Annotated in this window: 21 protein-coding genes; 15 read left to right on the forward strand and 6 right to left on the reverse strand. The window is 59.5% G+C overall.

Going from position 1 to position 24232, the window contains the following annotated elements; all coding sequences use genetic code 11:
- Nucleotides 1-30: 30 nt before the first annotated feature.
- Entirely contained in the window at nucleotides 31-1047 is a 1017-nt protein-coding gene (locus tag AVCG78_RS01650) for a polyprenyl synthetase family protein (RefSeq protein ID WP_015915086.1), read from the reverse strand.
- Nucleotides 1048-1373: 326 nt separating this feature from the next.
- On the opposite strand from AVCG78_RS01650, the gene AVCG78_RS01655 reads away from it, so the two are divergent.
- The 10 genes from AVCG78_RS01655 (at nucleotide 1374) to AVCG78_RS01700 (ending at nucleotide 11785) form a co-directional block, all read left to right on the forward strand.
- Nucleotides 1374-1604 (forward strand): putative signal transducing protein, encoded by a 231-nt coding sequence (locus tag AVCG78_RS01655; protein ID WP_071202502.1) that lies wholly within the window; start codon nucleotides 1374-1376, stop codon nucleotides 1602-1604.
- Between the two features lie 21 nt (nucleotides 1605-1625).
- Nucleotides 1626-2429, forward strand: a complete 804-nt coding sequence (locus tag AVCG78_RS01660; RefSeq protein WP_071202504.1) for a tRNA1(Val) (adenine(37)-N6)-methyltransferase — start codon at nucleotides 1626-1628, stop codon at nucleotides 2427-2429.
- 106 nt (nucleotides 2430-2535) lie between these two features.
- Nucleotides 2536-3402, forward strand: a complete 867-nt coding sequence (locus tag AVCG78_RS01665) for a S49 family peptidase (RefSeq protein WP_071202506.1) — start codon at nucleotides 2536-2538, stop codon at nucleotides 3400-3402.
- 126 nt (nucleotides 3403-3528) lie between these two features.
- Nucleotides 3529-3717 carry a hypothetical protein gene (locus tag AVCG78_RS01670; protein ID WP_041696273.1) on the forward strand — a complete coding sequence of 63 codons (189 nt, stop codon included), beginning with the start codon at nucleotides 3529-3531 and terminating at the stop codon, nucleotides 3715-3717.
- Between the two features lie 372 nt (nucleotides 3718-4089).
- The gene (locus AVCG78_RS01675; RefSeq protein WP_234643795.1) at nucleotides 4090-5274 is read left to right on the forward strand and encodes a PAS domain-containing sensor histidine kinase; all 1185 of its coding nucleotides are present in this window, start codon (nucleotides 4090-4092) and stop codon (nucleotides 5272-5274) included.
- Nucleotides 5275-5529: 255 nt separating this feature from the next.
- Nucleotides 5530-6462 (forward strand): glycine--tRNA ligase subunit alpha, encoded by a 933-nt coding sequence (locus AVCG78_RS01680; RefSeq protein WP_041697566.1) that lies wholly within the window; start codon nucleotides 5530-5532, stop codon nucleotides 6460-6462.
- A 33-nt stretch (nucleotides 6463-6495) separates the two neighbouring features.
- Nucleotides 6496-7236, forward strand: a complete 741-nt coding sequence (locus tag AVCG78_RS01685; RefSeq protein ID WP_071202508.1) for a DUF4328 domain-containing protein — start codon at nucleotides 6496-6498, stop codon at nucleotides 7234-7236.
- Nucleotides 7237-7359: 123 nt separating this feature from the next.
- Nucleotides 7360-8631: a 3-phosphoshikimate 1-carboxyvinyltransferase gene (locus AVCG78_RS01690; RefSeq protein ID WP_071585011.1), complete on the forward strand. Its 1272-nt coding sequence runs from the start codon at nucleotides 7360-7362 to the stop codon at nucleotides 8629-8631.
- Nucleotides 8632-8738: 107 nt separating this feature from the next.
- Complete coding sequence (gene glyS / locus AVCG78_RS01695) at nucleotides 8739-11276, forward strand: glycine--tRNA ligase subunit beta (RefSeq protein ID WP_071584981.1); 2538 nt, start codon at nucleotides 8739-8741, stop codon at nucleotides 11274-11276.
- 17 nt (nucleotides 11277-11293) lie between these two features.
- Nucleotides 11294-11785, forward strand: a complete 492-nt coding sequence (locus tag AVCG78_RS01700; protein ID WP_071584982.1) for a DUF523 domain-containing protein — start codon at nucleotides 11294-11296, stop codon at nucleotides 11783-11785.
- A gap of 246 nt (nucleotides 11786-12031) precedes the next feature.
- Here the strand turns inward: AVCG78_RS01700 and AVCG78_RS01705 are convergent, their stop codons facing one another.
- From AVCG78_RS01705 to AVCG78_RS01720, 4 genes are all read right to left on the reverse strand, one after another.
- On the reverse strand, nucleotides 12032-13864 hold the full coding sequence (locus tag AVCG78_RS01705; protein WP_071202515.1) for a methyl-accepting chemotaxis protein: 1833 nt from the start codon (nucleotides 13862-13864) through the stop codon (nucleotides 12032-12034).
- 209 nt (nucleotides 13865-14073) lie between these two features.
- Entirely contained in the window at nucleotides 14074-14493 is a 420-nt protein-coding gene (locus AVCG78_RS01710; RefSeq protein ID WP_071202517.1) for a plant virulence effector HPE1-like domain-containing protein, read from the reverse strand.
- Between the two features lie 96 nt (nucleotides 14494-14589).
- On the reverse strand, nucleotides 14590-15870 hold the full coding sequence (gene purD, locus AVCG78_RS01715; protein ID WP_071202920.1) for a phosphoribosylamine--glycine ligase: 1281 nt from the start codon (nucleotides 15868-15870) through the stop codon (nucleotides 14590-14592).
- Nucleotides 15871-15923: 53 nt separating this feature from the next.
- Nucleotides 15924-16991 (reverse strand): acyltransferase family protein, encoded by a 1068-nt coding sequence (locus AVCG78_RS01720; RefSeq protein WP_071202518.1) that lies wholly within the window; start codon nucleotides 16989-16991, stop codon nucleotides 15924-15926.
- 232 nt (nucleotides 16992-17223) lie between these two features.
- Here AVCG78_RS01720 and AVCG78_RS01725 point away from each other — a divergent pair, with 232 nt between their 5' ends.
- The 5 genes from AVCG78_RS01725 (at nucleotide 17224) to dmeF (ending at nucleotide 23461) form a co-directional block, all read left to right on the forward strand.
- Nucleotides 17224-19536 carry a Tex family protein gene (locus AVCG78_RS01725; protein ID WP_071202520.1) on the forward strand — a complete coding sequence of 771 codons (2313 nt, stop codon included), beginning with the start codon at nucleotides 17224-17226 and terminating at the stop codon, nucleotides 19534-19536.
- 234 nt (nucleotides 19537-19770) lie between these two features.
- Nucleotides 19771-21027: an SAM-dependent methyltransferase gene (locus AVCG78_RS01730; RefSeq protein ID WP_071202522.1), complete on the forward strand. Its 1257-nt coding sequence runs from the start codon at nucleotides 19771-19773 to the stop codon at nucleotides 21025-21027.
- Nucleotides 21028-21099: 72 nt separating this feature from the next.
- Nucleotides 21100-22053: a 4-hydroxybenzoate octaprenyltransferase gene (ubiA, locus tag AVCG78_RS01735; RefSeq protein WP_071202524.1), complete on the forward strand. Its 954-nt coding sequence runs from the start codon at nucleotides 21100-21102 to the stop codon at nucleotides 22051-22053.
- Nucleotides 22054-22127: 74 nt separating this feature from the next.
- The gene (locus AVCG78_RS01740) at nucleotides 22128-22403 is read left to right on the forward strand and encodes a metal/formaldehyde-sensitive transcriptional repressor (protein WP_071202526.1); all 276 of its coding nucleotides are present in this window, start codon (nucleotides 22128-22130) and stop codon (nucleotides 22401-22403) included.
- Nucleotides 22400-23461, forward strand: coding sequence for a CDF family Co(II)/Ni(II) efflux transporter DmeF (dmeF, locus tag AVCG78_RS01745; protein WP_071202527.1), 1062 nt, complete (start codon nucleotides 22400-22402; stop codon nucleotides 23459-23461). Before AVCG78_RS01740 ends, dmeF begins: the two co-directional genes overlap by 4 nt.
- 121 nt (nucleotides 23462-23582) lie before the next feature.
- Here dmeF and AVCG78_RS01750 read toward each other — a convergent pair whose 3' ends face one another.
- Complete coding sequence (locus AVCG78_RS01750) at nucleotides 23583-24164, reverse strand: DUF6101 family protein (RefSeq protein ID WP_015915105.1); 582 nt, start codon at nucleotides 24162-24164, stop codon at nucleotides 23583-23585.
- Between the last annotated feature and the right edge of the window lie 68 nt (nucleotides 24165-24232).

Here is a 24232-nt window from a genome sequence, read left to right on the forward strand (position 1 = left end):
AAACCGCAACATGGTCTGGCTGGAAATGTTTTAACTGACCCGTTCGATGCAGAAATCGATCACGTCCATCAGGGCATCTTTCCAGACGCCGTCAGGCACCGGCGCCAAGGCATCGCGGGCGACGTCGCCATAGTGAATGGCCCGCGCCACTGTATCGGAAAGACCGTTATATTTGGTAATCAGCCCCATGGCCTTTTCCAGATTGGCATCGTCATGCCTGCCGCCTTCCAGCGCTTCGCGCCAGAAACCCCGCTCGGCCTCGTTGCCGCGCCGGTAGGCGAGAATGACTGGCAGGGTGATCTTGCCCTCGCGGAAATCGTCACCGGTATTCTTGCCGAGATCGGCGACCTTGCCGCCGTAATCCAGGGCATCATCGACCAGCTGGAAGGCCAGGCCCAAATTCATGCCGTAGGATTTGAGCGCGTTGCGCGCGGCCTTGTCCGTTCCCGCCACGATAGGACCGACCTCGGCAGCGGCGGCAAACAGCGCCGCCGTCTTGGCACGAATGACCGCCTGATAGTCGTCCTCGGTGGTTTCCATATTCTTGGCGACCGAAAGCTGAAGCACTTCGCCCTCGGCAATCACCGAGGCTGCCGTTGACAAGACATCCAGCGCTTCCAGCGAGCCGACTTCGACCATCATCCGGAAGGCCTGGCCAAGCAGGAAATCGCCGACCAACACACTGGCCTGGTTGCCCCAGATCATCCGGGCGGTGGATTTGCCGCGCCTGAGGTCGCTCTCATCCACCACGTCGTCGTGCAGCAGCGTGGCAGTGTGCATGAATTCGACGCTGGTGGCGAGCTTGATATGGCCTTCGCCTTCATAGCCGAACATCGCGGCGGAGGCCAGCGTCAGCATCGGGCGCAGGCGCTTGCCACCAGAGGAAATCAGGTGATTGGCGACTTCCGGGATCATCTGGACATCGGAGCCTGCCTTGGACAGGATCAGTTGATTGACCCGCTCCATGCCGTTGCGGGTCAGGTCCACCAGGGGTTGCACCGAGGCCTGTTTGTTTTTCTTGTCACCAAGCGGTATCACTGCGCCCAACTGTCCGGACTCCTGTTTATTCCTGTATCAGGACTGCGATAGCGTGTGGATTAACACACCACAAGACCGCGTTGGCCCCTTATATCCAAGGCTCAATGTCATCTCAATCCCAACCGGGCCTAGCCCAACCGGATTTGGCCTAACCGGATCGGGCAATTGTCGTCGCTTCGACCCAACTTACGGTTTTTTTGCCTGACTGTCGCGTCATCAAGCGGTGTTTGCGCGAAAATTCGAGACATAATGCTCAAACAAACATAAAAAGCCGTTGGCGACCCGGCAAGAGCGGAATTTCTCTATCCCGCAGATTTGATAGGACTCATCATCGCATGCATGAACTCATTCGCACCAATGACGCCGTTTTACTGTCCTTTGCCCAGAGCCTGATGAAGGATGCCGGTATCGAGAGCCTGATTGCCGACCAGTCGATGAGCATTCTGGAAGGATCGCTCGGGCTTTTGCCACGCCGTTTCCTGGTCGAGCCGGGCCGGGCAGAGGAAGCGCGGCGCATCCTGATCGATGCCGGTCTTGGCGCAGAATTGCGCGACGGCACGGCATAAGCGAGATCGGGACAGAAGCCCATGGCGTTTGAGGGGACTGCCTCCGATATCATCAACGAAACCGTCGATGCCTTTCATCGCGGCGGCTTTTTCCTTGTGCAACCAAAAGGCCGTGGTCATCGCGCTGGCATGGATGCCATGCTCTTGGCAGCGTTGGTGGGGGAGGGTGGCACGGTTGCAGATCTGGGCGCTGGCGCCGGTGGCGCGGGTTTGGCTGTTGCCTCGCGTCTGCCGACGGCCGTGGTGACGCTGGTCGAGCGCTCCCCTGACATGTTGTCCTTTGCACAAAAGACCCTCGACCTGGCGGAGAACACCCATCTGGCCGGACGGGTCCAGCTGGTCGCGGCGGATGTAACGCTGACGGGGCGGGCGCGCCGGGCGGCGGGATTGCCGGACGATGCTTTCGATCATGTGATCATGAACCCACCCTTCAATGACGGGCGCGACCGGACAACGCCTGACAGCCTGAAGGCCGAGGCGCATGCCATGGATGGGGATATGTTTGAGCGCTGGCTGCGCACCGCGGGTGCAATCATGAAACCCGGTGGGCAATTGTCGCTGATTGCCCGACCGCAATCGGTGGCCGAGATCATCGCTGCCTGCGGCAAACGCTTTGGCGGCATCGAGATCACCCTCATCCATCCAAGGGAGGGCGAAAGTGCGATCCGCCTGCTGCTGACGGCGATTAAAGGCTCGCGTGCCCGGCTCACCTTCCGCAGCCCGCTGATCATGCATGGGCCTGAAGGCCATGCCTTCCTGCCGCAGGTCGATGCGCTCAACAATGGCCGAGGTGCCTATCCGCGGCTGGACATCAAGGCGATGTGACAGGTCGCTGCGGCGGGATCATCCGGCAAAAAATACCCCTGCCATTGCGTTTGCGCCGTCAGGACTTACATGTCTGTTTGGTTTGAAACAGCAAAGGATGTGACGCATGGCGGGTCTATGGAAGCGGTGGGTGCCGAAGCGGTTTCGCAAGCAGGAAATCGTCATTCCCGTCGTGCGGCTGCATGGCGCGATCATGAGCGGCGGCAGCCGGTTTCGCCCGGCGCTGAACCTCGCGGCTATCGCACCACTTCTGGAAAAAGCCTTCAAGTTGAAGGACAGTCCGGCTGTGGTTCTGTCGCTCAATTCGCCGGGCGGCTCGCCGGTGCAATCGCGGATGATCTTTCAGCGCATCCGGACACTGGCCGATGAACACAGCAAGACCGTGCTGGTGTTCGTGGAAGATGTGGCAGCCTCCGGCGGCTATATGATCGCCCTTGCCGGCGACGAAATCATTGCCGACCCGACCTCGATTGTCGGCTCGATCGGCGTCGTGTCCGGCGGTTTCGGCTTTCCCGAGTTGCTGAAGAAGATCGGCGTTGAGCGGCGCGTTTATACGGCGGGCGAAAACAAGGTGATGCTCGATCCGTTCCAACCGGAAAAACAGAGCGATATCGAGTATCTCAAGACCCTTCAGCTGGATATTCACGATGTTTTCATCGACATGGTCAAGACACGGCGCGGCATCAGGCTTGGCGACAATCCGGAGCTGTTTTCCGGCCTGTTCTGGACGGGCCGCAAGGGTTTCGAGCTTGGTCTGGTCGATGGACTGGGCAGTATGCGCGAGGAGATCAAGGCGCGTTACGGCAAGACAGCCCGGCTGGAATTGATATCGGGTGCGCGCGGCCTGTTCGGCAGGCGTCTGTCGGGGGTTGATACGGCGCTCTCTGCTCCCAGTGATATCGGCAGCGCCGCCGCCGCCGGCCTTGTGGAGACGCTGGAAGATCGGGCGCTCTGGGCGCGCTATGGGCTTTAGATATCCTTGATGTCCTTTGTCTTTTGGGAAAGCCGGGGCTTTCGGACATGCGGGTGACCTGATAAAGGAGAGGGATGTCCTGTCGGTTTTCCAACGGACGTAGTAATCCGTGGGCGAGCAGGCAGCATGACGCGCATTCTCTTTTTTATCATCCTGATCGGCCTTGCCGTATGGTATTACCGGCGCTGGACGGCGTCGGTGGCGCAACGCAAGGCGGTTAATGCCCATCGCCGAAGTGGGCGCGACAGCGATGCGGTCACCACTCTGGTCAAGGATCCGAAGACCGGCGAATACCGGGTGAAGCAGGACGACTGACAAGAAGGGGCGAAGGTGATCCCCCCTATTCGGGCACCGGTATGAAATGCCAGCCTGTATACATGGTGCGTTGACGGCGACCTTGGTGCAGGGACACTTATCGACCAAGATACTTATCGACCAAGATAAAGTGTGCCAAAAACAGGTCGGTTGTGCAGCTCCGCTTGCATCATGCTGGAATTATGATTTTATAATCGGGAACAACCTGTTGGTGAAACCTGTTTCACTGCCTTGGCGGTGCGTCTGCCTGATCCCCTATGGGTCAGGACAGGGATTATACAAAGCCTATAAACTGTTACAGTGAACCGGAATGCGCCCGAAGAGCGCTCGCCACTGTAATCCTATGATGTAATATTATGAACCTGGGGGATCTTGGCATTGTCTTTTCCGGAGGCGAAACACGCCTGGCCATCCTCTCATGTCTCTATCAGCACCGATGATTTTCTGGCTGGCGGCGGCAAAATTGGCGAGATGATCCGTCATTTCGACTGGGCAGCGACCTCGCTCGGTCCGATCAACACATGGCCGCTATCGCTGAAAATCACCATGCGAATGGTGTTAGCCTCTCGCCAGCCGATGTGCTTCTGGTGGGGGCCGGACCTGCTACAATTCTATAACGATGCCTATGAGCCGATACTGGGCCTGCGCAAGGACAAGGCGCTGGGCCTTCCCTTTACCGAAATCTGGGCGGATGTCTGGGACGGGGTCCTGCCCTATGTGCGCAGCGCCCTGGCCGGCAAGGCGACATGGGAAGAAAATATGCCGCTGGTGATGACCCGCAACGGTTTTGCCGAACAGACCTATTGGACATTTTCCTATAGCCCGCTTTACGGCGATGATGGTGCTGTGCATGGGCTGCTGAACATCGTTACGGAGACCACGCAGGCCGTGCTTGACCGCCAGGCGTTGGAGACGAACCATGAGGAAACCCGCCAGCATCTTCGTCAAAAAGAAGCATTCGAGCAGGAATTGCGCCTGCTGAACGGCGAACTCGCGCATCGGGTGAAAAACATGCTGGCCATGGTGCAATCCATAGTCGGCCAGACCATGCGCGGCGCGCAATCGCTGCCGCAGGCGGCGAGCCTGGTTTCGGCCCGCATTCAGGCCTTGTCCAAGGCGCAGGACCTGTTGACCGGCAAAAGCGTGGCCTCGGCGGATATCGCCGAAGTGGTCGAAAATGCCATCGAGCCGCATCGTGACAGGCCTGACCGTTTTCAGGCTGTTGGACCGTCTTTACAAGCGTCTTCGCGTCAGGCGCTTGGCCTGTCGCTGGCCCTGCATGAGCTTGCCACCAATGCCACAAAATATGGATCGCTATCGGTGACGGAGGGTCAGGTGCGAGTGGAATGGGGCAAGGATGACGATGGCCGTTTTTTCCTGCGCTGGAGCGAGCGCGGTGGGCCGCCGGTGTCTGAGCCGGAGCGTCGTGGCTTCGGCTCCAAGCTGACGGAGCGCGTTGTGGCGGATCTGTTTCGCGGCGAGGCGAAGATTGATTTTGCGCCCGAAGGCGTGGTGTTTCTGCTGCGCGGGCAATTGGATCAGGTTGCCGGTCACTGAGCGGCCAAGGCCCGCCGCGCCGCTCCTAAAGCCTGTTGCGGCTTATCAGCCTCAAGCAACACGCTTTAAGTTTTTGTTTTTACGCATGTCGTTACCGCAAAACCGCTGCACACTTTTGCGCGACATGCTCTAGCAAGCGACGCCACTCTTGACCGCAAAGGCCGCGCATGGCAGGTCAGACTGACCCTTTGATTTCGATGATAAATGCAGGTTCTCATGACGCTTCCTCTCGCTCCTTCGGCTTCCGCCCCGCATATGGACCCGAAGCGCTCCTTTCAGGCGCTGATCCTGACGCTGCACAATTACTGGGCCGACAAGGGCTGCGCCGTGCTGCAACCCTATGACATGGAAGTCGGTGCTGGTACGTTTCACCCGGCAACGACGCTGCGTGCGCTTGGCCCCAAGCCCTGGAAGGCTGCTTACGTGCAGCCCTCGCGCCGTCCGTCCGATGGCCGCTATGGCGAAAATCCCAATCGCTTGCAGCATTACTACCAATATCAGGTGATCCTGAAGCCCAACCCCTCCAACCTGCAGGAGCTTTATCTCGGCTCGCTAAAGGCCATCGGTCTCGACCCGCTGCTGCATGACGTGCGCTTTGTGGAAGACGATTGGGAAAGCCCGACGCTGGGCGCCTGGGGGCTTGGCTGGGAATGCTGGTGCGACGGCATGGAAGTCTCGCAATTCACCTATTTCCAGCAGGTCTGCGGCATCGAATGCTCGCCGGTGGCGGGCGAGCTGACCTATGGTCTGGAGCGTCTGGCCATGTATGTGCAGGGCGTCGATAATGTCTATGACCTGAACTTCAATGGCCGCGAAGGCGAGGAAAAGATCTCCTATGGCGATGTTTTCCTGCAAGCCGAGCAGGAATATTCCCGCCATAATTTCGAATATGCCAATACCGAGATGTTGCTGCGGCATTTTACCGATGCCGAGAAGGAATGCCAGGCGCTGCTGGATGCCGGTGCGCCGGGCGAAAGCGCCAATCAGGTTCTGCACAAGTGCGTGTTTCCGGCTTACGATCAGTGCATCAAGGCAAGCCACGTCTTCAACCTGCTTGATGCGCGCGGGGTGATTTCCGTCACCGAGCGCCAGAGCTATATCCTGCGGGTGCGCACGCTGGCCAAGGCCTGCGGCGAGGCGTTTTTGCAGACCGATGCCGGTGGCGCGAATTTCGGCAAGGCCGCGTAAGAGCTTGGAAACGGCTGGGGAGAGGGCACGGGCATGACGCTGGACACCCTTCTCCGGCGAATGACATGGATGCGGCGCGGCTGGCTGATTCTCGCAGCTCTCTGCGGGGTGTTTTATTTCATTCTGGTGCCGTTTTTTCTCTACACCGCCTGGGTTCAATATGTGGTGGCGGCCACCGGCTTTGCGACCTATACCGGCGTCACCAGCTGGCTGGCGCAGGGTGTTGGCCGGTGGGCGGCTTTCATCGAGGTTGGCGCCGTCGTCTTTCGGGTTGCAAGCGCCTGTTTCTGGTTGGCCTGGCTGTGGTTTGCCGTTCACTTCGCCATCCGTCTTTCACCCGATGCGCCGCCACGACTTGGCCCCTGGGTCTCGGTGATCTGCTGGTTCGTGCCGATCATCAAATATATATTTCCCCAGGTGGTGATGATGGAAATTGCCCGCATCACCATGCGCGATGACCACGCTCCGCCGGAAGGACAAGCGCCGGATCATGATCTGCCAGCTCTGAATGTTCGGGATTTGTACTGGCTCGTCCCATCCATTCTGGTCTGCAATCTGGTGAGCCTGACGGTGATGAATGTCGTATCGCAGGCTGTGGCCGACCGGTTGCAGTTCTCGGCCCATAGTCAACACATCCTGCATCTTGCCGCTGCCGGTGGTGTTGCGACCCTGCTGTCGCTTTTGGCCATGGATGCCTATGCCCGTACGATGGCGAAAGCCCAGGAAACCAGGCTGGCACGGTTGTTCCTGGATCGCGATCTGCCTGAAGCTTGAAGGTTGGCACATTGAAGATTGCAATGGAAACGGCGGCGCGCTACTTGCATAAGCCCTTAAGCCGGAAACGATTTAAGGAATTATGCAGCAGGCAAAAGCCCGGTTAAACCCACGGACATGCTCATGACCCTTACCGCCCAGACCGCCGACGCCCTCACCATCCTGCCGCCCGCAAAGCCGCTAACCGGCCATGTCAGCCCGCCCGGCTCAAAGTCGATCACCAACCGGGTTCTGCTGTTGGCGGGTCTGGCCAATGGCACCAGCCGGTTGACTGGCGCGCTGAAAAGCGATGATACCCGCTATATGGCGGATGCGCTGAGAGCCATGGGCGTCACCGTCGAGGAGCCGGATGAGACCACCTTCGTCGTGACCGGCACAGGCCTGTGGCGCGCCCCTGAGGAGGCGTTGTTTCTCGGCAATGCCGGTACGGCGACCCGCTTCCTGACGGCGGCGGTGGCGCTGGCCAATGGCCGTTTCACCATCGACGGCGACGAGCATATGCGCAAACGGCCGATCCAGCCGCTGGTCGATGCGCTGCACTCGCTGGGCGTGGCAATTGCCGCCCCAAGCGGCTGCCCGCCGGTTGCCATCGATGCCAAGGGCGCGTTTACCAAAAACCGGGTGGTGATCGATGCCGGTCTCTCCAGCCAATATGTTTCGGCGCTGCTGATGGCCGCGCCGATGGCGGGCGCGGCATTCGAGGTGGAACTGGCCGGCAGCGAGATCGGCGCGCGCGGCTATATCGACCTGACACTTGCTGCCATGCGCGCCTTTGGCGCCCGCATTGAGCAGCCGTCCGAGACAATCTGGCGGGTCGAGCCGACCGGCTACAAGGCAAGCGATTTCCACATCGAGCCGGATGCCTCCGCCGCCACCTATCTCTGGGCTGCGGAAGTGCTGACCGGTGGCAAGGTTGATATCGGCACGCCCGCCGGGCAGTTTACCCAGCCCGATGCCAAGGCCCATGCTGTCATTTCTGCCTTCCCGACCATGCCCGCTGTGATCGACGGCAGCCAGATGCAGGACGCCATTCCGACCATCGCCGTGCTGGCGGCCTTCAACGAAACGCCGGTGCGTTTCGTCGGCATCGCCAATCTGCGTGTCAAGGAGTGCGACCGTATCCGGGCGCTCTCGACCGGCCTCAACGCCATCCGCCCCGGCCTTGCCACGGAAGAGGGCGACGACCTGATCATCGCCTCCGATCCGACGCTGGTGGGACAGACCCTGCCAGCCAGCATCGACACCTTCGCCGATCACCGCATCGCCATGAGCTTTGCGCTGGCTGGCTTGAAAATCTCCGGCATCACCATTCTCGATCCCGGCTGCGTGGCGAAAACCTATCCCGGCTATTGGGACGCGCTGGCCTCGCTTGGGGTGGACTATCAGAACGACTGATCCGCTTAAGATGGCAGTTTGCCATTGTAAGCCCCCGGAAAATTTTGCTAGCAGGTGTCTACCTGTAAAAACGCTCGCCTCATCCTGCTGAGGCAAGGAAAGTTAATATGCCCGATCTTCTGCTTGAACTTCGCTCCGAGGAAATCCCCGCACGCATGCAGCGCAAGGCGGCGGGTGATCTGAAAAAGCTGGTCACGGATGCACTTGTCGATGCGGGCCTGACCTATGAAGGCGCGCGGGAATATTGGACGCCGCGCCGCTTGGTGCTGGACATTCGCGGCCTGACGGCCCGGTCCGCCGATGTGAAGGAAGAAAAGAAGGGACCGAGCGTCTCGGCGCCAGAAAAGGCCATCGAGGGCTTTTTGCGCGGCGCGGGGCTTGCCTCCATCGATCAGGCCGTGGTCAAGACCGATCCCAAGAAGGGTGATTTCTACGTCGCGATGATCGACAAGCCGGGCCGGTCAGCCGAAGAGATCATCACCGAGGTGATGCCGCGTATCATCCGCAATTTCCCTTGGCCTGTTGACATGCGCTCCGGTGCGGCGTCCATGCCAAAGGGTTCACGCTATGGCGGCATCGAGGGCAAGGGGTCGGAAAGCCTGCGCTGGGTGCGGCCGCTGCAATCCATTCTCTGTACTTTCGGCTCCGAGCATGACGAAGTGGCGATCATTCCCTTCGAAATCGACGGGATCACCGCTTCCAACGTGACCTATGGCCACCGCTTCCACGCGCCGGATGCCATCACCGTGCGGCGCTTCGACGATTATGTGTCGAGCCTGGAAAAGGCCAAGGTGATCCTCGATGCCGAGCGGCGCAAGGACATCATCCTGCACGACGCCCGCGACATCGCCTTTGCCAACGGGCTGGATCTGGTGGAAGACGAGGGCCTGCTGGAAGAAGTGTCCGGCCTGGTGGAATATCCGCAGGTCCTGCTTGGCACGTTTGAGGCCGATTACCTGTCGATCCCCTCGGAAATCATCCGGCTGACCATCAAGACCAACCAGAAGTGCTTCGTCACCCGGCCAATTGGCGAGAGTGAAAAGCTCTCCAACCATTTCATCCTGATCTCCAACATCGCTGCCCATGATGGCGGCGCGGAAATCATTCATGGTAATGGCAAGGTGGTCCGCGCCCGCCTGTCCGATGCCCTGCATTTCTGGAAACGCGACCAGGGCAACCTGCCGGATCTGGAAACGCTTGAAGCCTCTGCCGCAAAATTCGGCCTCGACCTGAAAAAGCCGCTCGACCAGCGGATGGCCAAGCTGGATGCGCTGAACGTCACGTTCCATGCCAAGCTGGGAAGCCAGGGCGAGCGTGTGGCCCGCATCCGCGCTTTGGCCAAGGTTCTGGCTCCGATTGTCGGTGCAGATGAAGCTTTGGTGGACCGCGCCGTGGTGCTGGCCAAGGCCGATTTGCGCACCGAAGCGGTCGGCGAATTCCCCGAACTGCAAGGCTTGATGGGCCGCAAATATGCGACGCTTCAGGGCGAGCACGAAAGCGTCGCCGCAGCCATCGAGGATCACTACAAGCCACAAGGGCCATCGGATCGCCTGCCGGAAGACAAGGTGGCAATTACGGTGGCACTGGCCGACAAGCTGGATACGCTGGTTGGTTTCTGGGCGATTGATGAAAAGCCGACGGGATCGAAGGATCCGTTTGCACTGCGACGGGCTGCGTTGGGTGTGGTGCGGATTTTGTTGGAGAAGAATGTGCGGTTGCCGTTGTTGGATGTTATAACAACAGCATATGTTGCGCTTCACCAAGTCCAGAAATCAACGTGGGTCGTTGGACGAGAAGAGGGTTTCGTCTATTTCAATTCCAGTGTTGTTCCGCATGACATAACGTCTCACGAAACCGAGTGGGAAGAGTACGCCGAAGCTGTTCTACATGAGCGTTTTAGAGCGCGGGCAGAAAAAGCGACCGTCATCATGACAGGGACCCAGGGTGGGTGGAATATTGCAGCTTTATCTGACGTATGTGTCTCGATTATTGAGTTCTTCCACGACCGCCTCAAAGTCTACCTCCGCGACCAAGGTGCACGTCACGACATCATAGACGCTGTGCTCGCCGCCCCCTCATCCGGCCCTGCGGGCCACCTTCTCCCCGCTGGGGAGAAGAGGGAGCTTGGCGATGTGGTGTCGGCCTCCTCTCCCCAGCGGGGAGAGGGCAACGCGGCTGTTCGGCAGGGCGAGACAGCGCAGGGTGAGGGGGCTTTCTCTGCCGCCGACGACCTGTTGATGGTCGCCCGCCGCGCAGAGGCACTCACCGCCTTCATCACCTCCGAAGACGGCAAGAACCTGTTGGCCGGTACCAAGCGCGCCACGCAGCTGTTGGCGGCGGAGGAGAAGAAGGGGACGGTGGTGGCCGATGGCGTGTCCGAGGCGCTGCTGACACTCGACGCCGAAAAGGCGCTTTACGCCGCCATCGTGCAAGCCACCCAATCCGCAGCCGAGGCCGTCGCAAAAGAGGATTTCCGCTCCGCCATGCAGGCGCTTTCCACCCTGCGCGCCCCGGTCGATACATTCTTCGAGGATGTGTTGGTCAATGACGAGGACGCCGCCATCCGCGCCAATCGCCTGGCGCTGTTGAAGGCCATCCGCGAGGCAACCGGCACGGTGGCGGATTTCTCCAAAATTGCCGGGTAAGGAAAGCAGGCGCAGACATGGATAAAATCCTGATCAGCGCCTGCCTGATGGGTCGCCCGGTGCGCTATGATGGCAAGGGCAAGCCGTTGCATCATTCTGCTATTGCCCGCTGGCAAGACGAGGGGCGGCTGGTGGCGTTTTGCCCGGAACAGGCCGGTGGCTTGCCGACGCCGCGTCCGCCAGCGGAAATCGAGCAGGGCGGCACTGGTGAGGATGTGCTGCATGGCCGCGCCCGGGTGCTGGAAGTGACCGGCGGCGACGTCACCGCAGAGTTTATCGCCGGGGGCAGCAAGGCGGTGGATGTGGCCTTGGAACAGGGCTGTCGTTACGCGCTGCTGATCGATGGCAGCCCGTCCTGCGGCTCCGGCTTTATCTATGACGGCTCGTTTTCGGGAAAACGCCATCCGGGCTTCGGCGTGACTGCGGCCCTGTTGAAACAGGCGGGTGTTGCAGTGTTTTCAGACAGGGATATCGAGGCGCTGGAGGCAGGGATTTCAAGCGGCTCTTAACAGAAAGGCCGCCGGATCGCTCTGGCGGTCAGACTGCTGACAAAGTCCGCGTTTATCCTCGACGTCATGCTCGGCCTTGTGCCGAGCATCTAAGCAGGTTAATTTAATCCAACAACGTCAATGAGTTATTTAGCGATAGTAGACCCTCGGGACAGGCCCGAGGGTGACGAAATGCCGAGATCGGGATTTGCCAATAAACTGGCCGCCGGATTGCTCCGACGGCTTTTGTCTCGGGAGTGATCTGTTTCAGCCAGCCCGGCGCATCTGCTGGGCCATGCCACTGAGCGCTCCGCCATCACCCGGCTGGTTGACGCGAAAACCCTGGATCAGGTTGAGAAGGTCGCCGGTGTCATTGGCGAGAACCTCGGCTGAGGCGGTGGTTTCCTCGGCCATGGCGGCATTCTGCTGGGTGGTGGTGTCGAGCACGTTGAGCGCGGACGAGATCGAGCGGAGCGTGGTATCCTGTTCCTGGGCACTGGCGGCAATCCGCGCCACCACCTCGTTGGCCTCGGTGATCTGGGTGGAGATCCGCTTCAGGGCTTCGCCGGTGCGTCCCACCAGCTGCACGCCTTCATTGACCTGGGCCGACGAGCGAGCGATCTGCGCCTTGATTTCCTTGGCTGCTGCCGCCGAGCGTTGTGCCAGTTCGCGCACTTCCTGGGCGACGACTGCAAACCCCTTGCCGCTTTCACCGGCACGCGCGGCTTCCACACCGGCATTCAGGGCGAGAAGGTTGGTCTGGAAGGCGATTTCGTCGATCACCCCGATGATCTTGGTGATTTCCTCGGAGGATTTTTCGATGCCACTCATCGCCTCGATGGCGTGGCCGACAATGCCGTCGCTCTGCTGGGCTTCCTGGCTGACCGATTTCACCCGGCTTGCCGCTTCGCGGGCGCCATCGGCGGTCTGGCGGATCGCCACGGTCAATTCGTCCAGCGCTGCCGAGGTTTCCTCCAGATTGGCGGCCTGGCGCTCGGTGCGGGTCGCAAGCTCGCCGGAGGCGCGGCGGATTTCTTCCTTGCTGACGCTGATATCGTTGCCCTTCAGGTTGACGCGGGCCATGGCCTGCTCCAGCCGGGTCAGGGCATCGTTGAAATTATGGCGCAGATCCTCATATTTGGCGCCGAGATCGGCGCAGCGCACGGTCAGATCGCCGGTCGCCAGCTTTTCCAGCGAGGCGCCGATGGTGGCGACCACATGCGCCTGGGCGCGGGCTTCTTCAGCCTGCCGGTCCGCATTTTGCTGGCGCTCGCTGTCCAGTTCGCGCTGCTGTTCCTCCTGGCGGGCCACCATGGCATGGCGTTCGCGCACCTTTTCCTGCAAGGATTTGGTGGCCTTGGCCATCATGCCCACTTCATTGCTCATATTGGTATGGGGAATGGTCAGCGTGACATTTTCATCGGCCACGGCTCGCAGCGCATCGTGAATGGCCGTCAGCGGCCGCGAAATGCCACGGATCACCACATAAGCAGCGGCAAGACCGATGACGAAAACGATCAGGCCCATGGAAATGGCCTTGAAGATGGCCGCATTCACTTCCGCATCGAGATCGTCCATGTAAAGACCTGTCACGACGACCACACCCCAGGGCTCAAAGGCCTTGGCGTAGGAACTCTTGCGGAAATCATTACCCTCCAGGCCAGGCTTTGGACCGTAGAAATCGGTGCGCCCGCCGCCTTCGCGGCCAAGCTTGACCAGTTCGTCGCGATAGGCAAAGCCCTTGCTGTCGGCCTTGCCCTTGAAATTCTGCCCGACGCGCTTCGGATCGGGATGAAACAGCATGTTCACATCATAGTCGTAGCCGAAGAAATAGCCGTCCGGGTCGAATTTCAGCGCATTGATCGTCTCATAGGCCTGCTTTTGCGCATCGGCCCGCGACAGGGTGCCCGCCACTTCCTTGGCATTGTAAAGCTTCATCACCGAAATAGCGGTTTCCACCTCGGTGCGCAGCATTTCATAGCGTTGGGTATAGATGGTTTGCTCTGAGGAGCGGATCTGGAAGAATGTCGCGATTGCGAAAGCCGCCATCAATCCGCCAACCAACAGGAACAGTTGCAGCGAAATCCTGAGATTTTTCATAGGTGTCTTCCAGCCCCGATCAATTTTCAAGGAGTATAGTGGCATTTGCTAAAAAAAGCCTAAAGACAGTCCCTTGGCAGTTTTTTGGTTGTATTTTATCAATGGCTGACGAGTGGGTTGTGGGTCTTCGTTATGTCGCAAATGGCAAACGCAACGTCACAGTCTCAGATTGTCGCCTCATCAACACCAAGGGGCCGGTAGCGGAGGGATTATTTCAGGCGTAGTTGCATTCTATCTGCATCGAGAGGGTGATGATCATCGCCGACGGCAGCGGTGGTCGTTGCCGTATCGAGCCCGTCTCCGGCCAGCCCCACCAATTGATTGTCATGGTCCAGCCAGCCATCCGCCTTCTGGACGTAAGTGACGGGCGAGCCGCCCAGCCAGGCCTCGGTGCGTACCAGCTGTTTATGGCCGTTGCTATCGCGAAGCTCGATCCGCTGGGTGCCTTCCGCTAGGATTTCCTGGGCCTGTTCCGGCGCTTTTATCGGGACGCTGGGCGGGCAGGTTGTGCAGGCCATAGCCGAAATGCTGGGTGTCGCCACGTCGCCACCACGGATTATTTCGATGGACGAGGCCTGCGCCGTCTGTGACAGCAACAGGGTGGCAAGAGTGGCGATCACGGCACGCATTGACTGGCTCCTCAAATTCATAGGGAGAGATTAGCCAAAGGATGTTGTCGCGCCGTAATCTGGAATGTTCAAATTTTATCGATTGCTCGTTTTGGATCAGGATTCCGACGGCTTTTCGCGGGCAATCGCCTGCCAGCCGATATCGCTGCGGCTGAAACCATTGTCCCATTCCACCTGATGGGCCAGCGCATAGGCCTTGGCCTGGGCTTCAGCCACCGTCTTGCCGCGGGCCGTGGCGTTCAGAACCCGTCCGCCAGTGGCAATCAATTGGCCATCCTTCACGGCGGTGCCGGCATGGAACACCTTTGCCTCGTCGCTGGCGGCAGGGATGGCGGCGATGGGGGTGTTCTTGGTGAAACTGCCCGGATAGCCTTTCGAGGCCAGAACCACAGTCAGCGCCGGATCGTCGTGCCACTCGGCGGAAACCTGATCCAGCGTGCCTGACGCGCAGGCATGCAGCAGCGGCAGGAGATCGCTTTTCAGCCGCATCATCAGCACCTGGCATTCCGGGTCGCCAAAGCGGACATTGTATTCGATCAATTCGGGGCCTTTTTCGGTTATCATCAGCCCTGCGAAAAACACGCCAGAAAACGGCATGCCCAGTTCCGCCATGCCGCGCATGGTCGGTTCGATGATCTCGCGCAAGGTGCGCTCCACCATGTCAGGCGTCATCACAGGGGCAGGGGAATAGGCACCCATGCCGCCGGTATTGGGGCCGGTATCGCCATCGCCGACCCGCTTATGGTCCTGGGCGGTGGCCAGCGGCAACAGCGTCTTGCCATCGCAAAGGCAGAAGAAGCTGGCTTCCTCGCCATCCAGAAACGCTTCTACCACCACCTCGGCGCCTGCGGCCCCAAACGCGCCTTCGAAACAATCATCAATGGCCGACAGCGCCTCGTCCAGCGTCATCGCCACGGTCACGCCCTTGCCAGCCGCCAAACCATCGGCCTTGATGACGATCGGCGCGCCCTGCTGGCGCACATAGACCTTGGCTTTCGGGGCATTGTTGAAGCGCTGGTAAGCGCCGGTCGGAATGTTGAAGCGGGCGCAGACATCCTTGGTAAAGCCCTTGGAGCCTTCCAGTTGCGCGGCTGCCGCCGAAGGGCCGAAAACGGTGAGGCCCGCGGCGCGCAGCGCATCGGCAAGCCCGGCCACCAGGGGTGCTTCCGGTCCGACCACGACGAAATCCACCGCCTTGTCCTTGCAGAAGGCGATGACAGCGCTGTGGTCGTCGATATTGACGTTGACCAGTTCGGCATGTTCGGCAATGCCGGGATTGCCGGGCGCGGCGTAGAACGCACCGATCAGCGGCGATTGGGCAAGCTTCCAAGCCAGCGCATGTTCACGTCCACCCGAACCGATCAGCAGAATATTCATGGCACAGCCCTCTGGAAAACCTGCCCGGCGGTTAAGGCGGGCAGCCGAAAAGGTCAAGAGGAAAGGTGCGTGGCAGCGGGAATGTCCGGTTTGCCCGTTGCGGAGGACAAGGCTGGAAAACGTGCCTTCCACAGGCCGAGAAAGACACGGCGGGAAGGTTTTTCAATCACGCTATAGCTGAGTGTTGCCGCTGCAAGGCTGGCAAAAATCATCACAAGGGCGGCAAGCCAGCCGGGAAGGGCGGTGTCAAATGCATGCCGTAGCGCCGTGAGTGTCAGGAAACTGACCGGCATGTGAAAAAGATAGAGCGAAAAGCTGATCCGCCCCGCAAAGCGCAGCGGAGCCGAGGCCAGCACCGCTTTGGAGATCGGGGCTTCACAGGCGGCCAGATAGACGATGATTGTGGCAATCAGCGCCGTTGACGTGCCCCAGAAGGCATTGGCGGCGGCATAAAAGCTTTGGCCGAGAAAGAACAGGGCGATCAGCCCAAGGACCACGAGACCGGACAGCGCCGTTGCGGGCCGACAATAGCCAGCGGAAAACACCCGGCCTGCCAGAGCGCCGAACAGGAAATAGGGAATTTTCGACAGCAGCACGATGCCGGGGCCGGGAAAGCCGAGATACATGGCGACGGCAAACCCACCAGCGATGGCCGCGCAAAGGCCGGGGCGCTTGGCCGGATTTTCGAAACACAGCCAGAGCAGCAGGAAAAACAGATAGAACTGGATTTCCGGTGGCACCGACCAGAACACGCCGCTGGAGCCGATCATGGCGATATGGCGGAAGATCTCCACCAGACCTGTAACCGGCTGGATATAGTGCAGCGCCGGAATGGCCGACAGCAGGATGACCAGCAGCACAGCGACCAGATAGACCGGATAGATCCGCACGAAGCGATGCACGAGATAATCGGCCACACTGGCGCGGGTGAAGGGCTTTGTGCCGTAGAGATGGGCCATCAGGAAGCCACTGAGCGAGAAGAACAGCGCCACTGAGGGGTCGCCGACCATTAGGGCCGGAAGGCTGACGTCAAGCAGCAAGGGCATATGCGAGAGCACCACGGCAAAGGCCGCAAGGCCGCGCAACCCGTCAAGACTCTGGATATATTGGCTTTTATTCATCGCTGACCTGTTCCTGGCAGGGTGTGCCTGCTCCATTTCGAACTATAGGGGCAGCGGAGAAAAAGTGAATGGTCATAAATGGTTAACCTTATTCGGTGTGTGTTTTCCTGACGGAATGGTTAACCCACAGGTTGATCTTCTGGCGGCTTTCCTGTGGAGTCGCGCTGCTTGGCTGTTGTGTTGCCCGATTGGCTGGCTACAGTGCGCGCCGCACGATCAAGAAGGAAGTTTCATGGCCGACGATATCAAATCCATTGCCGCACTGATTGCGAGCGAGATCAATGCCCGAGCCGATCAGGTGATCTCTGCGGTGGATTTGCTGGATGGCGGTGCTACGGTTCCGTTCATCGCCCGCTACCGCAAGGAAGTCACCGGTGGGCTGGATGATACGCAATTGCGCAATCTGGCCGAGCGTTTGACCTATCTGCGGGAGCTTGGTGCGCGCCGCAAGGCGATTGTCGACAGCATCACCTCGCAAGACAAGATGACCGATGAACTGGCCATCAAGATTGCCCGCACCACCACCAAGGCCGAGCTGGAAGACATCTATCTGCCCTATAAGCCCAAGCGCCGCACCCGCGCCGAAATCGCCCGCGAAAAAGGCCTGGAGCCTCTGGCCAATGCGATTTGGGAGGATCGTACCAGCGATCCGGCCAAGCTGGCAGAGGCCTATGTGAAGGGCGAAGTGGCGGACGTCAAAGCGGCACTGGAAGGCGCGCGCGATATCGTGGCTGAAGCCATGGCGGAAAATGCCGACCTGTTGAAGAGCCTGCGCAATTATTTGAAAGACAAGGCCATTCTCTATGCCAAGGTGGTCGATGGCAAACAGGCGTCTGGCGAGAAATTCGCCGATTATTTCGACCATTTCGAGCGATGGGCGACGGTGCCGGGCCACCGGGCCTTGGCCATGCTGCGTGGCTGGAACGAAGAAATTCTGACGCTGGCCATCGAGGCGGATAAGGACGACACTTCACTGATCAAGCCCACCCATCGGATGATTGCGTCAGCTTATCAGATCGGCCAAAAAGGCCCCGCCGATCAATGGCTGATGGAGGTGGCTGGCTGGACCTGGCGCGTAAAACTGTCCATGTCGCTGTCGCTGGATTTGATGCGTGATCTGCGGGAGCGGGCCGAGGAAGAGGCCATTCACGTTTTTGCCCGCAATCTCAAGGATTTGCTGCTGGCAGCCCCTGCTGGTTCGCGGCCCACCATGGGGCTTGATCCGGGCATCCGCACCGGCGTGAAAGTCGCTGTGGTCGATGGCACTGGCAAGGTGCTGGAGACGACGACCGTCTATCCTTTCCCACCCAAGAATGACATTCGCGGCACGCAGGCCGAACTGGCGGGCTTGATCCGCAAGCATGGCGTTGATCTGATTTCCATCGGCAATGGCACCGGCAGCCGCGAGACGGAAAAGCTGGTGGCCGATATGCTGACGCAATTGCCCGCGACTGGCAAAAAGCCCACCAAGGTCATCGTCTCGGAAGCCGGGGCGTCGGTCTATTCGGCGTCGGAACTGGCCGCCAAGGAATTCCCCAATCTCGATGTCTCCTTGCGCGGGGCCGTGTCCATTGCCCGTCGTCTGCAAGATCCATTGGCGGAACTGGTGAAAATCGATCCGAAATCCATCGGCGTTGGCCAGTATCAGCATGATGTCGATCAGGGCCGTCTAGGCCGTTCGCTGGATGCCGTGGTTGAAGATGCGGTTAATGCGGTGGGTGTCGATCTCAACACCGCATCGGCTCCGCTGCTGGCGCGGGTTTCGGGTCTCGGCGGCTCAATAGCCGAAGCAATCGTTGCGCATCGTGACCAGACCGGTCCGTTTTCCAGCCGCAAGGAATTGCTGAAAGTGGCCCGGCTGGGTGCGCGCACGTTTGAGCAATGCGCCGGATTCCTGCGCATTTCCGATGGCAAGGAGCCGCTGGATGCTTCGTCTGTTCACCCGGAAGCTTATGGGGTTGCCAAGAAAATCGTTGCTGCCTGCGGGCGGGATCTGCGCACGCTAATGGGTGACAGCAGTCTGTTGAAAGGGCTGGACCCGCGCCAGTTCGTTGATGAGCAATTCGGTCTGCCCACGGTGAAGGACATTCTGGCCGAGCTGGAAAAGCCGGGCCGTGACCCACGCCCGAGCTTCAAGACTGCCACCTTTGCCGATGGGGTGGAGGAAATCACCGACCTGAAACCCGGCATGTTGCTGGAAGGAACTGTCACCAATGTCGCGGCCTTCGGGGCCTTTGTCGATATCGGCGTGCATCAGGATGGCTTGGTGCATGTGTCGCAACTGGCCGACAAGTTCGTCAAGGACCCGCATGAGGTGGTCAAGGCCGGTGATGTGGTCAAGGTCCGGGTGGTGGAAGTGGATGTGAAGCGCAAGCGGATTGCCCTGACCATGCGCAAGGATGGTGGCGAAGCCCCGCCGCCATCCGCCCGCGACAATCGCGGCCCGGCGGTTATGCGCAATGCCAACCCGAAACCGGCCCGTGATGAAAAGCCCGCGATGGGTGGCTTGGGTGCGGCACTGGCCGAGGCGATGCGTAAGAAATAACGCCTCACCAGCATTCGCCCGCAAACCGATGTCCGTTTTTCGATCCGATGGACTGTAAACTATTGCGGGAACACAAAACACGCGCACATCCTGAGGTGAACGCGTGTTTTGCTTTTCGGAAAAGTTCCCTGGGTTTTTGAAGATTATGTGACAAAAGCATACTTGTCAGCGCCATTGGAGAGGATAGGGTTGCCGTTAGCGGACAGGCAATCTCTTTCCTTTCAGGAGGTGTCAATGGCATCGTCTCTTCGTGGCATGTTGACGAGAATCATCCGAAAAGGCACGCTGGAGGTCATCGGGGCCGATGGCCAGACGCAGCGTTTCGGAGATGGTTCGGGATCGCCGATTGCGATCCATTTCTTCGATGACCAGGCGGAAGACGAGATCTATCGTGACGCACAGCTGAAGCTGGGCGAGATCTACATGCAGGGCCGGATGGCCTTCGAAAAAGGCGATATTTACGATCTGTTGGCGCTGGTGAAAACCAATACGCTGGTCTCCGACCTGACCTTTCCGATGGTCTGGCGCGGCCTGCTGCGGGTGGTGGCGGCGAAAGCGCGGGGGGCTTTGCCGGTCAATCGCAACCGGCGCAATGTCGCCCACCATTACGATCTCAGCGCCAAGCTGTTCGACCTGTTTCTGGACGAAGACTGGCAATATTCCTGCGCCTATTTCAATCCGCCGGGCATTTCGCTGGAAGAGGCGCAACTGGCGAAGAAACGCCACATCGCCGCAAAGCTGATGGCCGAGCCCGGCCAGCGGGTGTTGGAAATCGGCTCCGGTTGGGGCGGCATGGCGATCTATCTGGCGGAAACCTGCGGGGTCGATGTCAGCGGTATCACGCTTAGTGAAGAACAGTTGAAGGTGTCGCGCGAACGGGCGCGCAAGCGCGGTCTCGGTGACAGATTGCGTTTCGACTTGCAGGATTACCGCACACTGAAGTCTCAGCCTTTTGATCGGCTGGTGTCGGTTGGCATGTTCGAGCATGTCGGCCCAACCCATTACCGGCATTATTTCCGCAAGGTCCACGAGTTGATGCAGGATGATGGGGTGATGATCCTGCATTCGATCGGCCAGCCTTATCCGGCGCTCTACAACAATCCGTTTTTCGAGAAATATATCTTCCCCGGCGGCTATATTCCCTCGCTTGCCGAAGTCCTTCCGGCCATCGAAAAATCCGGCCTGCTGGTGGCCGATTGCGAAATTCTGCCGATGCATTACGCGCATACGCTGCGCCATTGGCGAAACCGGTTCATGGCACGCCGCGAAGAGGCGGCGCGGCTTTATGACGAACGCTTCGTGCGGATGTGGGAGTTTTACCTCGCAGGCTCCGAAATGGCCTTCACCCATGAGGATTTTTTCATTTTCCAACTGCAAATCACCAAGAAGCGGATGAGCGTACCCGACAATCGCGACTATATCGCCGCACGTGAAGAGGCGCTGAGGGCGGTGGAAGCGTTGCGTGCGCCCTTGGAAAAGGTGCTGTTCTGAACGAGCGGGTGTCTGTTGGCCAAGGCTTAAGGACAGTTTTCTTGGTCGCGAATTTGGGCTATCACGTCAGACATGAGCACCGCCAGCGACACCACCGCCCGCGTCCAGGACGCGCTTTCTGATAATTGGGTCTACCGCCTGCTGCCACGGGCGGTCTGGCCCTATGCGCAGCTGGCCCGCTGGGACAGGCCAATCGGCTGGGAATTGCTGATGTGGCCATGCTTCTGGTCATCGGCGCTGGCAGCTAATTTTCTTGCCTCCAACGGCGCGCTGCCGGTCTGGACCTTCATCGCCCACCTCCTGCTGTTCTTTGTTGGCGCCGTTGCCATGCGCGGTGCTGGCTGCACCTATAATGATCTGGTCGATGAGAAGATCGATATGGAGGTGGCCCGCACCCGTTCGCGTCCCTTGCCCTCCGGGCGGGTGACGCGGGGCCAAGCCAAGCTGTTCATCGTCGCGCAGTTGGTGGTGGGCGCTGCCGTGCTGTTCTGCTTCAACGGCTTTTCCATCCTGCTTGGGCTGGCGTCGCTGGCCATCGTGGTGATCTATCCCTTCGCCAAGCGGTTTACCGATTGGCCGCAGTTTTTCCTTGGTCTGGCTTTTTCCTGGGGTGGGTTGATGGGCTGGGCGGGCCTGACAGGGTCGCTGTCTTTGGCGGCCGTGCTGCTCTATGTCGCCGCCGTGGTCTGGACCATTGGCTATGACACGATCTATGCCCATCAGGACAAGGAGGACGACGCCCTGATCGGTGTGCGCTCCACCGCAAGGCTGTTTGCCGAGGACACCAAGATCTGGCTCACCGGATTTTACGGCGCGATGGGCCTGTTGCTGGCCTTGTCCTTCGTGCTGGCCGGTGCCGGTTTCCCCGCCTATCTCGGACTGCTTGTGGCGCTGGTTCTGCTCGGCTACCAGATCAAGGTGCTGGATATCCATAATCCGCTGCAATGCCATGCGCTGTTCAAGCTGAATGGCAAGGTCGGGCTGATCCTGTTCATCGGTCTGGTTGCTGCTATTCCCTTCGCCTGATCACTCGGCCCGACGGCTGCGGAATATAAGAACCTTCTTGCATTCCATGTCAAAATAGGGTACCCCCCTATGCTATGAGTCACACAATCAAACACCAGGCCAAGCTTCTCGCCCGCATCCGCCGGATGAAGGGACAGATGGAGGCCATCGAAACCGCGCTTCTGGCTGAAAAGCCTTGCGGCGATATCATGAACCTGACGGCCTCGGTGCGGGGAGCCCTGACCGGGCTGATGACCGAACTGGCCGAAGAGCATATCCGCGAACATATCGTTGCCGAAAATCTCGATGCATCCGAGCGTCATCAAGGCGCCGACGAACTTATCGACGTGATCAGGAGCTACCTGAAATGACCCCGGACCCGACGTCTCACGGCCACGATTCTCATCAGCATCACCCTCATGAGCACCATCCACACGGGCAAGAGGGTCATGCTCATCCGCATGGGTCGGGCAATCGCCACAGCCATGTCTTCTTAGGCCGAAACCATCAGCGCAATGAGCGTCGTACCTGGGCTGTGATTGGCGTGACTACGGTGATGATGGTGGTGGAAATCGTCGCGGGCAATCTGTTCGGCTCCATGGCGCTGACGGCGGATGGCTGGCATATGGCCACCCATGCGGGGGCGATTTTTGTGTCGGCGCTGGCCTATAGCCTGGCGCGGCGCCATGCTGATAACAGTGGTTTTACCTTCGGGACCGGCAAATTTGGTGATCTGGCCGCCTTTTCCAGCGCGATCTTTCTCGGCCTCGTGGCTGTTATCATTGCCTGGGAAAGCCTCTGGCGGGTGTTTCAGCCGGTCGCCATCGACTTTAGCGAAGCCATCGTCATCGCGATTATCGGTCTGGCCGTTAATCTGGTCTGCGCGCTGCTGCTTCAGGAAGATCATCATCACGGGCATGGACATGGGCATAAACATGACCATGGGCATCACGAGCACGGCCATCACGCCCATTCAGAAGCCATCGGCAGCCATGCTGGCGGCGACCGTAATTTGCGCGCCGCCTATATTCATGTGCTGGCGGATGCGTTGACATCGGTGATGGCGATAGCGGCATTGCTGCTTGGCAGTCTTTTCGGCTGGCTCTGGCTCGATCCGCTGATCGGTGTGGTCGGTGCGCTGGTCATCGGCAGTTGGGCCTTCGGCCTGATGCGCGATAGCGGCATGGTTTTGCTTGATCATGTCTCGGATGGCGAAGACCTCTCCGGCACTATCCGCCGGGTGATCGAAGCGGAGGGGGTCGATATTGCCGATCTCCACGTCTGGCAATTGGGCCCCGGTCATCACGGCGCCATCGTTTCGCTGGTGGCGCGCGAGCCGCAATCTCCAGCCTGGTACCGTGAAAAATTGTCCCAGATTGCCGCTCTATCCCATGTGACTGTCGAGGTTGAGCGCGCCGAGGCGGCATAATTGCCGCCAACGTTCAGACATGGCGGAGGACATTTTCCGGGGTGCGTCGCCTCAAAACGAAACATGGCCCGCCTTTTCCGGCGAGCCATGTTAAAATATTCACGTATCGGCAACCGTTCTATTAACGGCGGGCGATGATTTCCTTGCCGGAAATTTTCATCGCAACACCCAGCGAACCGGTGGTGCGGCGGACCAGGAAGCGCGGACGGCGCTCTGCGAAATAGGAATGGCGGCGGCGGCTGCGCGGCGGTTCGGCGCGCAATTCGCCCAGATGCTCTTCCAGTGGCCGGGCAACACCATCGGCCTCGACCATCAGCATCGGAATGCGGAAGGTTTCAGCCCAGCTGCGCCAATCGGCGGCAATATCGCAGAGATCATGGGCAACCAGCAGCGGAATGCACAGATCCGGATCAGCGTGATGCAGTTCCAGCGTCACGGTCACTTCGCCATTGCCATGGTCGATGGCACGGGCGGCAATCCCTTTGAAAGCCCGGGCCGGAAGGGCAAAGGACATTGGCAAGCCGCTGGCCGGCAGGATCTTGCGCAGCACGGCACCGCGCTCGTCGAGTGTAACGGAGACATTTCCGGAAGCACCAGGGCCGGAAGCATCGCGCAACGTATAAGTCACATGTTGCGGAAACCGTGATGGTTCCAGTCGAAACGTTGCTCCAGCCCAGACGGGCTTCATAACCGTGTTCGTCATCTTACTACCCTTGTTTTACCTGAGAGCCGTTATTGCATCTGCTCTTTTCACTGGGACTTTTCGTCCTC

Origin of the sequence: Gillisella vitis (assembly GCF_021559775.1) — a bacterium.
Taxonomy (GTDB): Bacteria; Pseudomonadota; Alphaproteobacteria; order Rhizobiales; family Rhizobiaceae; genus Allorhizobium; species Allorhizobium ampelinum.

What these genes read in the sequence shown, in the direction of transcription:
- AVCG78_RS01680 (WP_041697566.1), top strand. Translation starts at nt 5,530, where the DNA reads ATGGACCCGAAGCGCTCCTTTCAGGCGCTGATCCTGACGCTGCACAAT.
- AVCG78_RS01750 (WP_015915105.1), bottom strand. Translation starts at nt 24,164, where the DNA reads ATGACGAACACGGTTATGAAGCCCGTCTGGGCTGGAGCAACGTTTCGA.
- AVCG78_RS01690 (WP_071585011.1), top strand. Translation starts at nt 7,360, where the DNA reads ATGACCCTTACCGCCCAGACCGCCGACGCCCTCACCATCCTGCCGCCC.
- ubiA (WP_071202524.1), top strand. Translation starts at nt 21,100, where the DNA reads ATGAGCACCGCCAGCGACACCACCGCCCGCGTCCAGGACGCGCTTTCT.
- AVCG78_RS01725 (WP_071202520.1), top strand. Translation starts at nt 17,224, where the DNA reads ATGGCCGACGATATCAAATCCATTGCCGCACTGATTGCGAGCGAGATC.
- glyS (WP_071584981.1), top strand. Translation starts at nt 8,739, where the DNA reads ATGCCCGATCTTCTGCTTGAACTTCGCTCCGAGGAAATCCCCGCACGC.
- AVCG78_RS01655 (WP_071202502.1), top strand. Translation starts at nt 1,374, where the DNA reads ATGCATGAACTCATTCGCACCAATGACGCCGTTTTACTGTCCTTTGCC.
- AVCG78_RS01730 (WP_071202522.1), top strand. Translation starts at nt 19,771, where the DNA reads ATGGCATCGTCTCTTCGTGGCATGTTGACGAGAATCATCCGAAAAGGC.
- AVCG78_RS01665 (WP_071202506.1), top strand. Translation starts at nt 2,536, where the DNA reads ATGGCGGGTCTATGGAAGCGGTGGGTGCCGAAGCGGTTTCGCAAGCAG.
- AVCG78_RS01740 (WP_071202526.1), top strand. Translation starts at nt 22,128, where the DNA reads ATGAGTCACACAATCAAACACCAGGCCAAGCTTCTCGCCCGCATCCGC.
- AVCG78_RS01700 (WP_071584982.1), top strand. Translation starts at nt 11,294, where the DNA reads ATGGATAAAATCCTGATCAGCGCCTGCCTGATGGGTCGCCCGGTGCGC.
- AVCG78_RS01670 (WP_041696273.1), top strand. Translation starts at nt 3,529, where the DNA reads ATGACGCGCATTCTCTTTTTTATCATCCTGATCGGCCTTGCCGTATGG.
- purD (WP_071202920.1), bottom strand. Translation starts at nt 15,870, where the DNA reads ATGAATATTCTGCTGATCGGTTCGGGTGGACGTGAACATGCGCTGGCT.
- AVCG78_RS01660 (WP_071202504.1), top strand. Translation starts at nt 1,626, where the DNA reads ATGGCGTTTGAGGGGACTGCCTCCGATATCATCAACGAAACCGTCGAT.
- AVCG78_RS01710 (WP_071202517.1), bottom strand. Translation starts at nt 14,493, where the DNA reads ATGCGTGCCGTGATCGCCACTCTTGCCACCCTGTTGCTGTCACAGACG.
- AVCG78_RS01685 (WP_071202508.1), top strand. Translation starts at nt 6,496, where the DNA reads ATGACGCTGGACACCCTTCTCCGGCGAATGACATGGATGCGGCGCGGC.
- AVCG78_RS01705 (WP_071202515.1), bottom strand. Translation starts at nt 13,864, where the DNA reads ATGAAAAATCTCAGGATTTCGCTGCAACTGTTCCTGTTGGTTGGCGGA.
- AVCG78_RS01720 (WP_071202518.1), bottom strand. Translation starts at nt 16,991, where the DNA reads ATGAATAAAAGCCAATATATCCAGAGTCTTGACGGGTTGCGCGGCCTT.
- dmeF (WP_071202527.1), top strand. Translation starts at nt 22,400, where the DNA reads ATGACCCCGGACCCGACGTCTCACGGCCACGATTCTCATCAGCATCAC.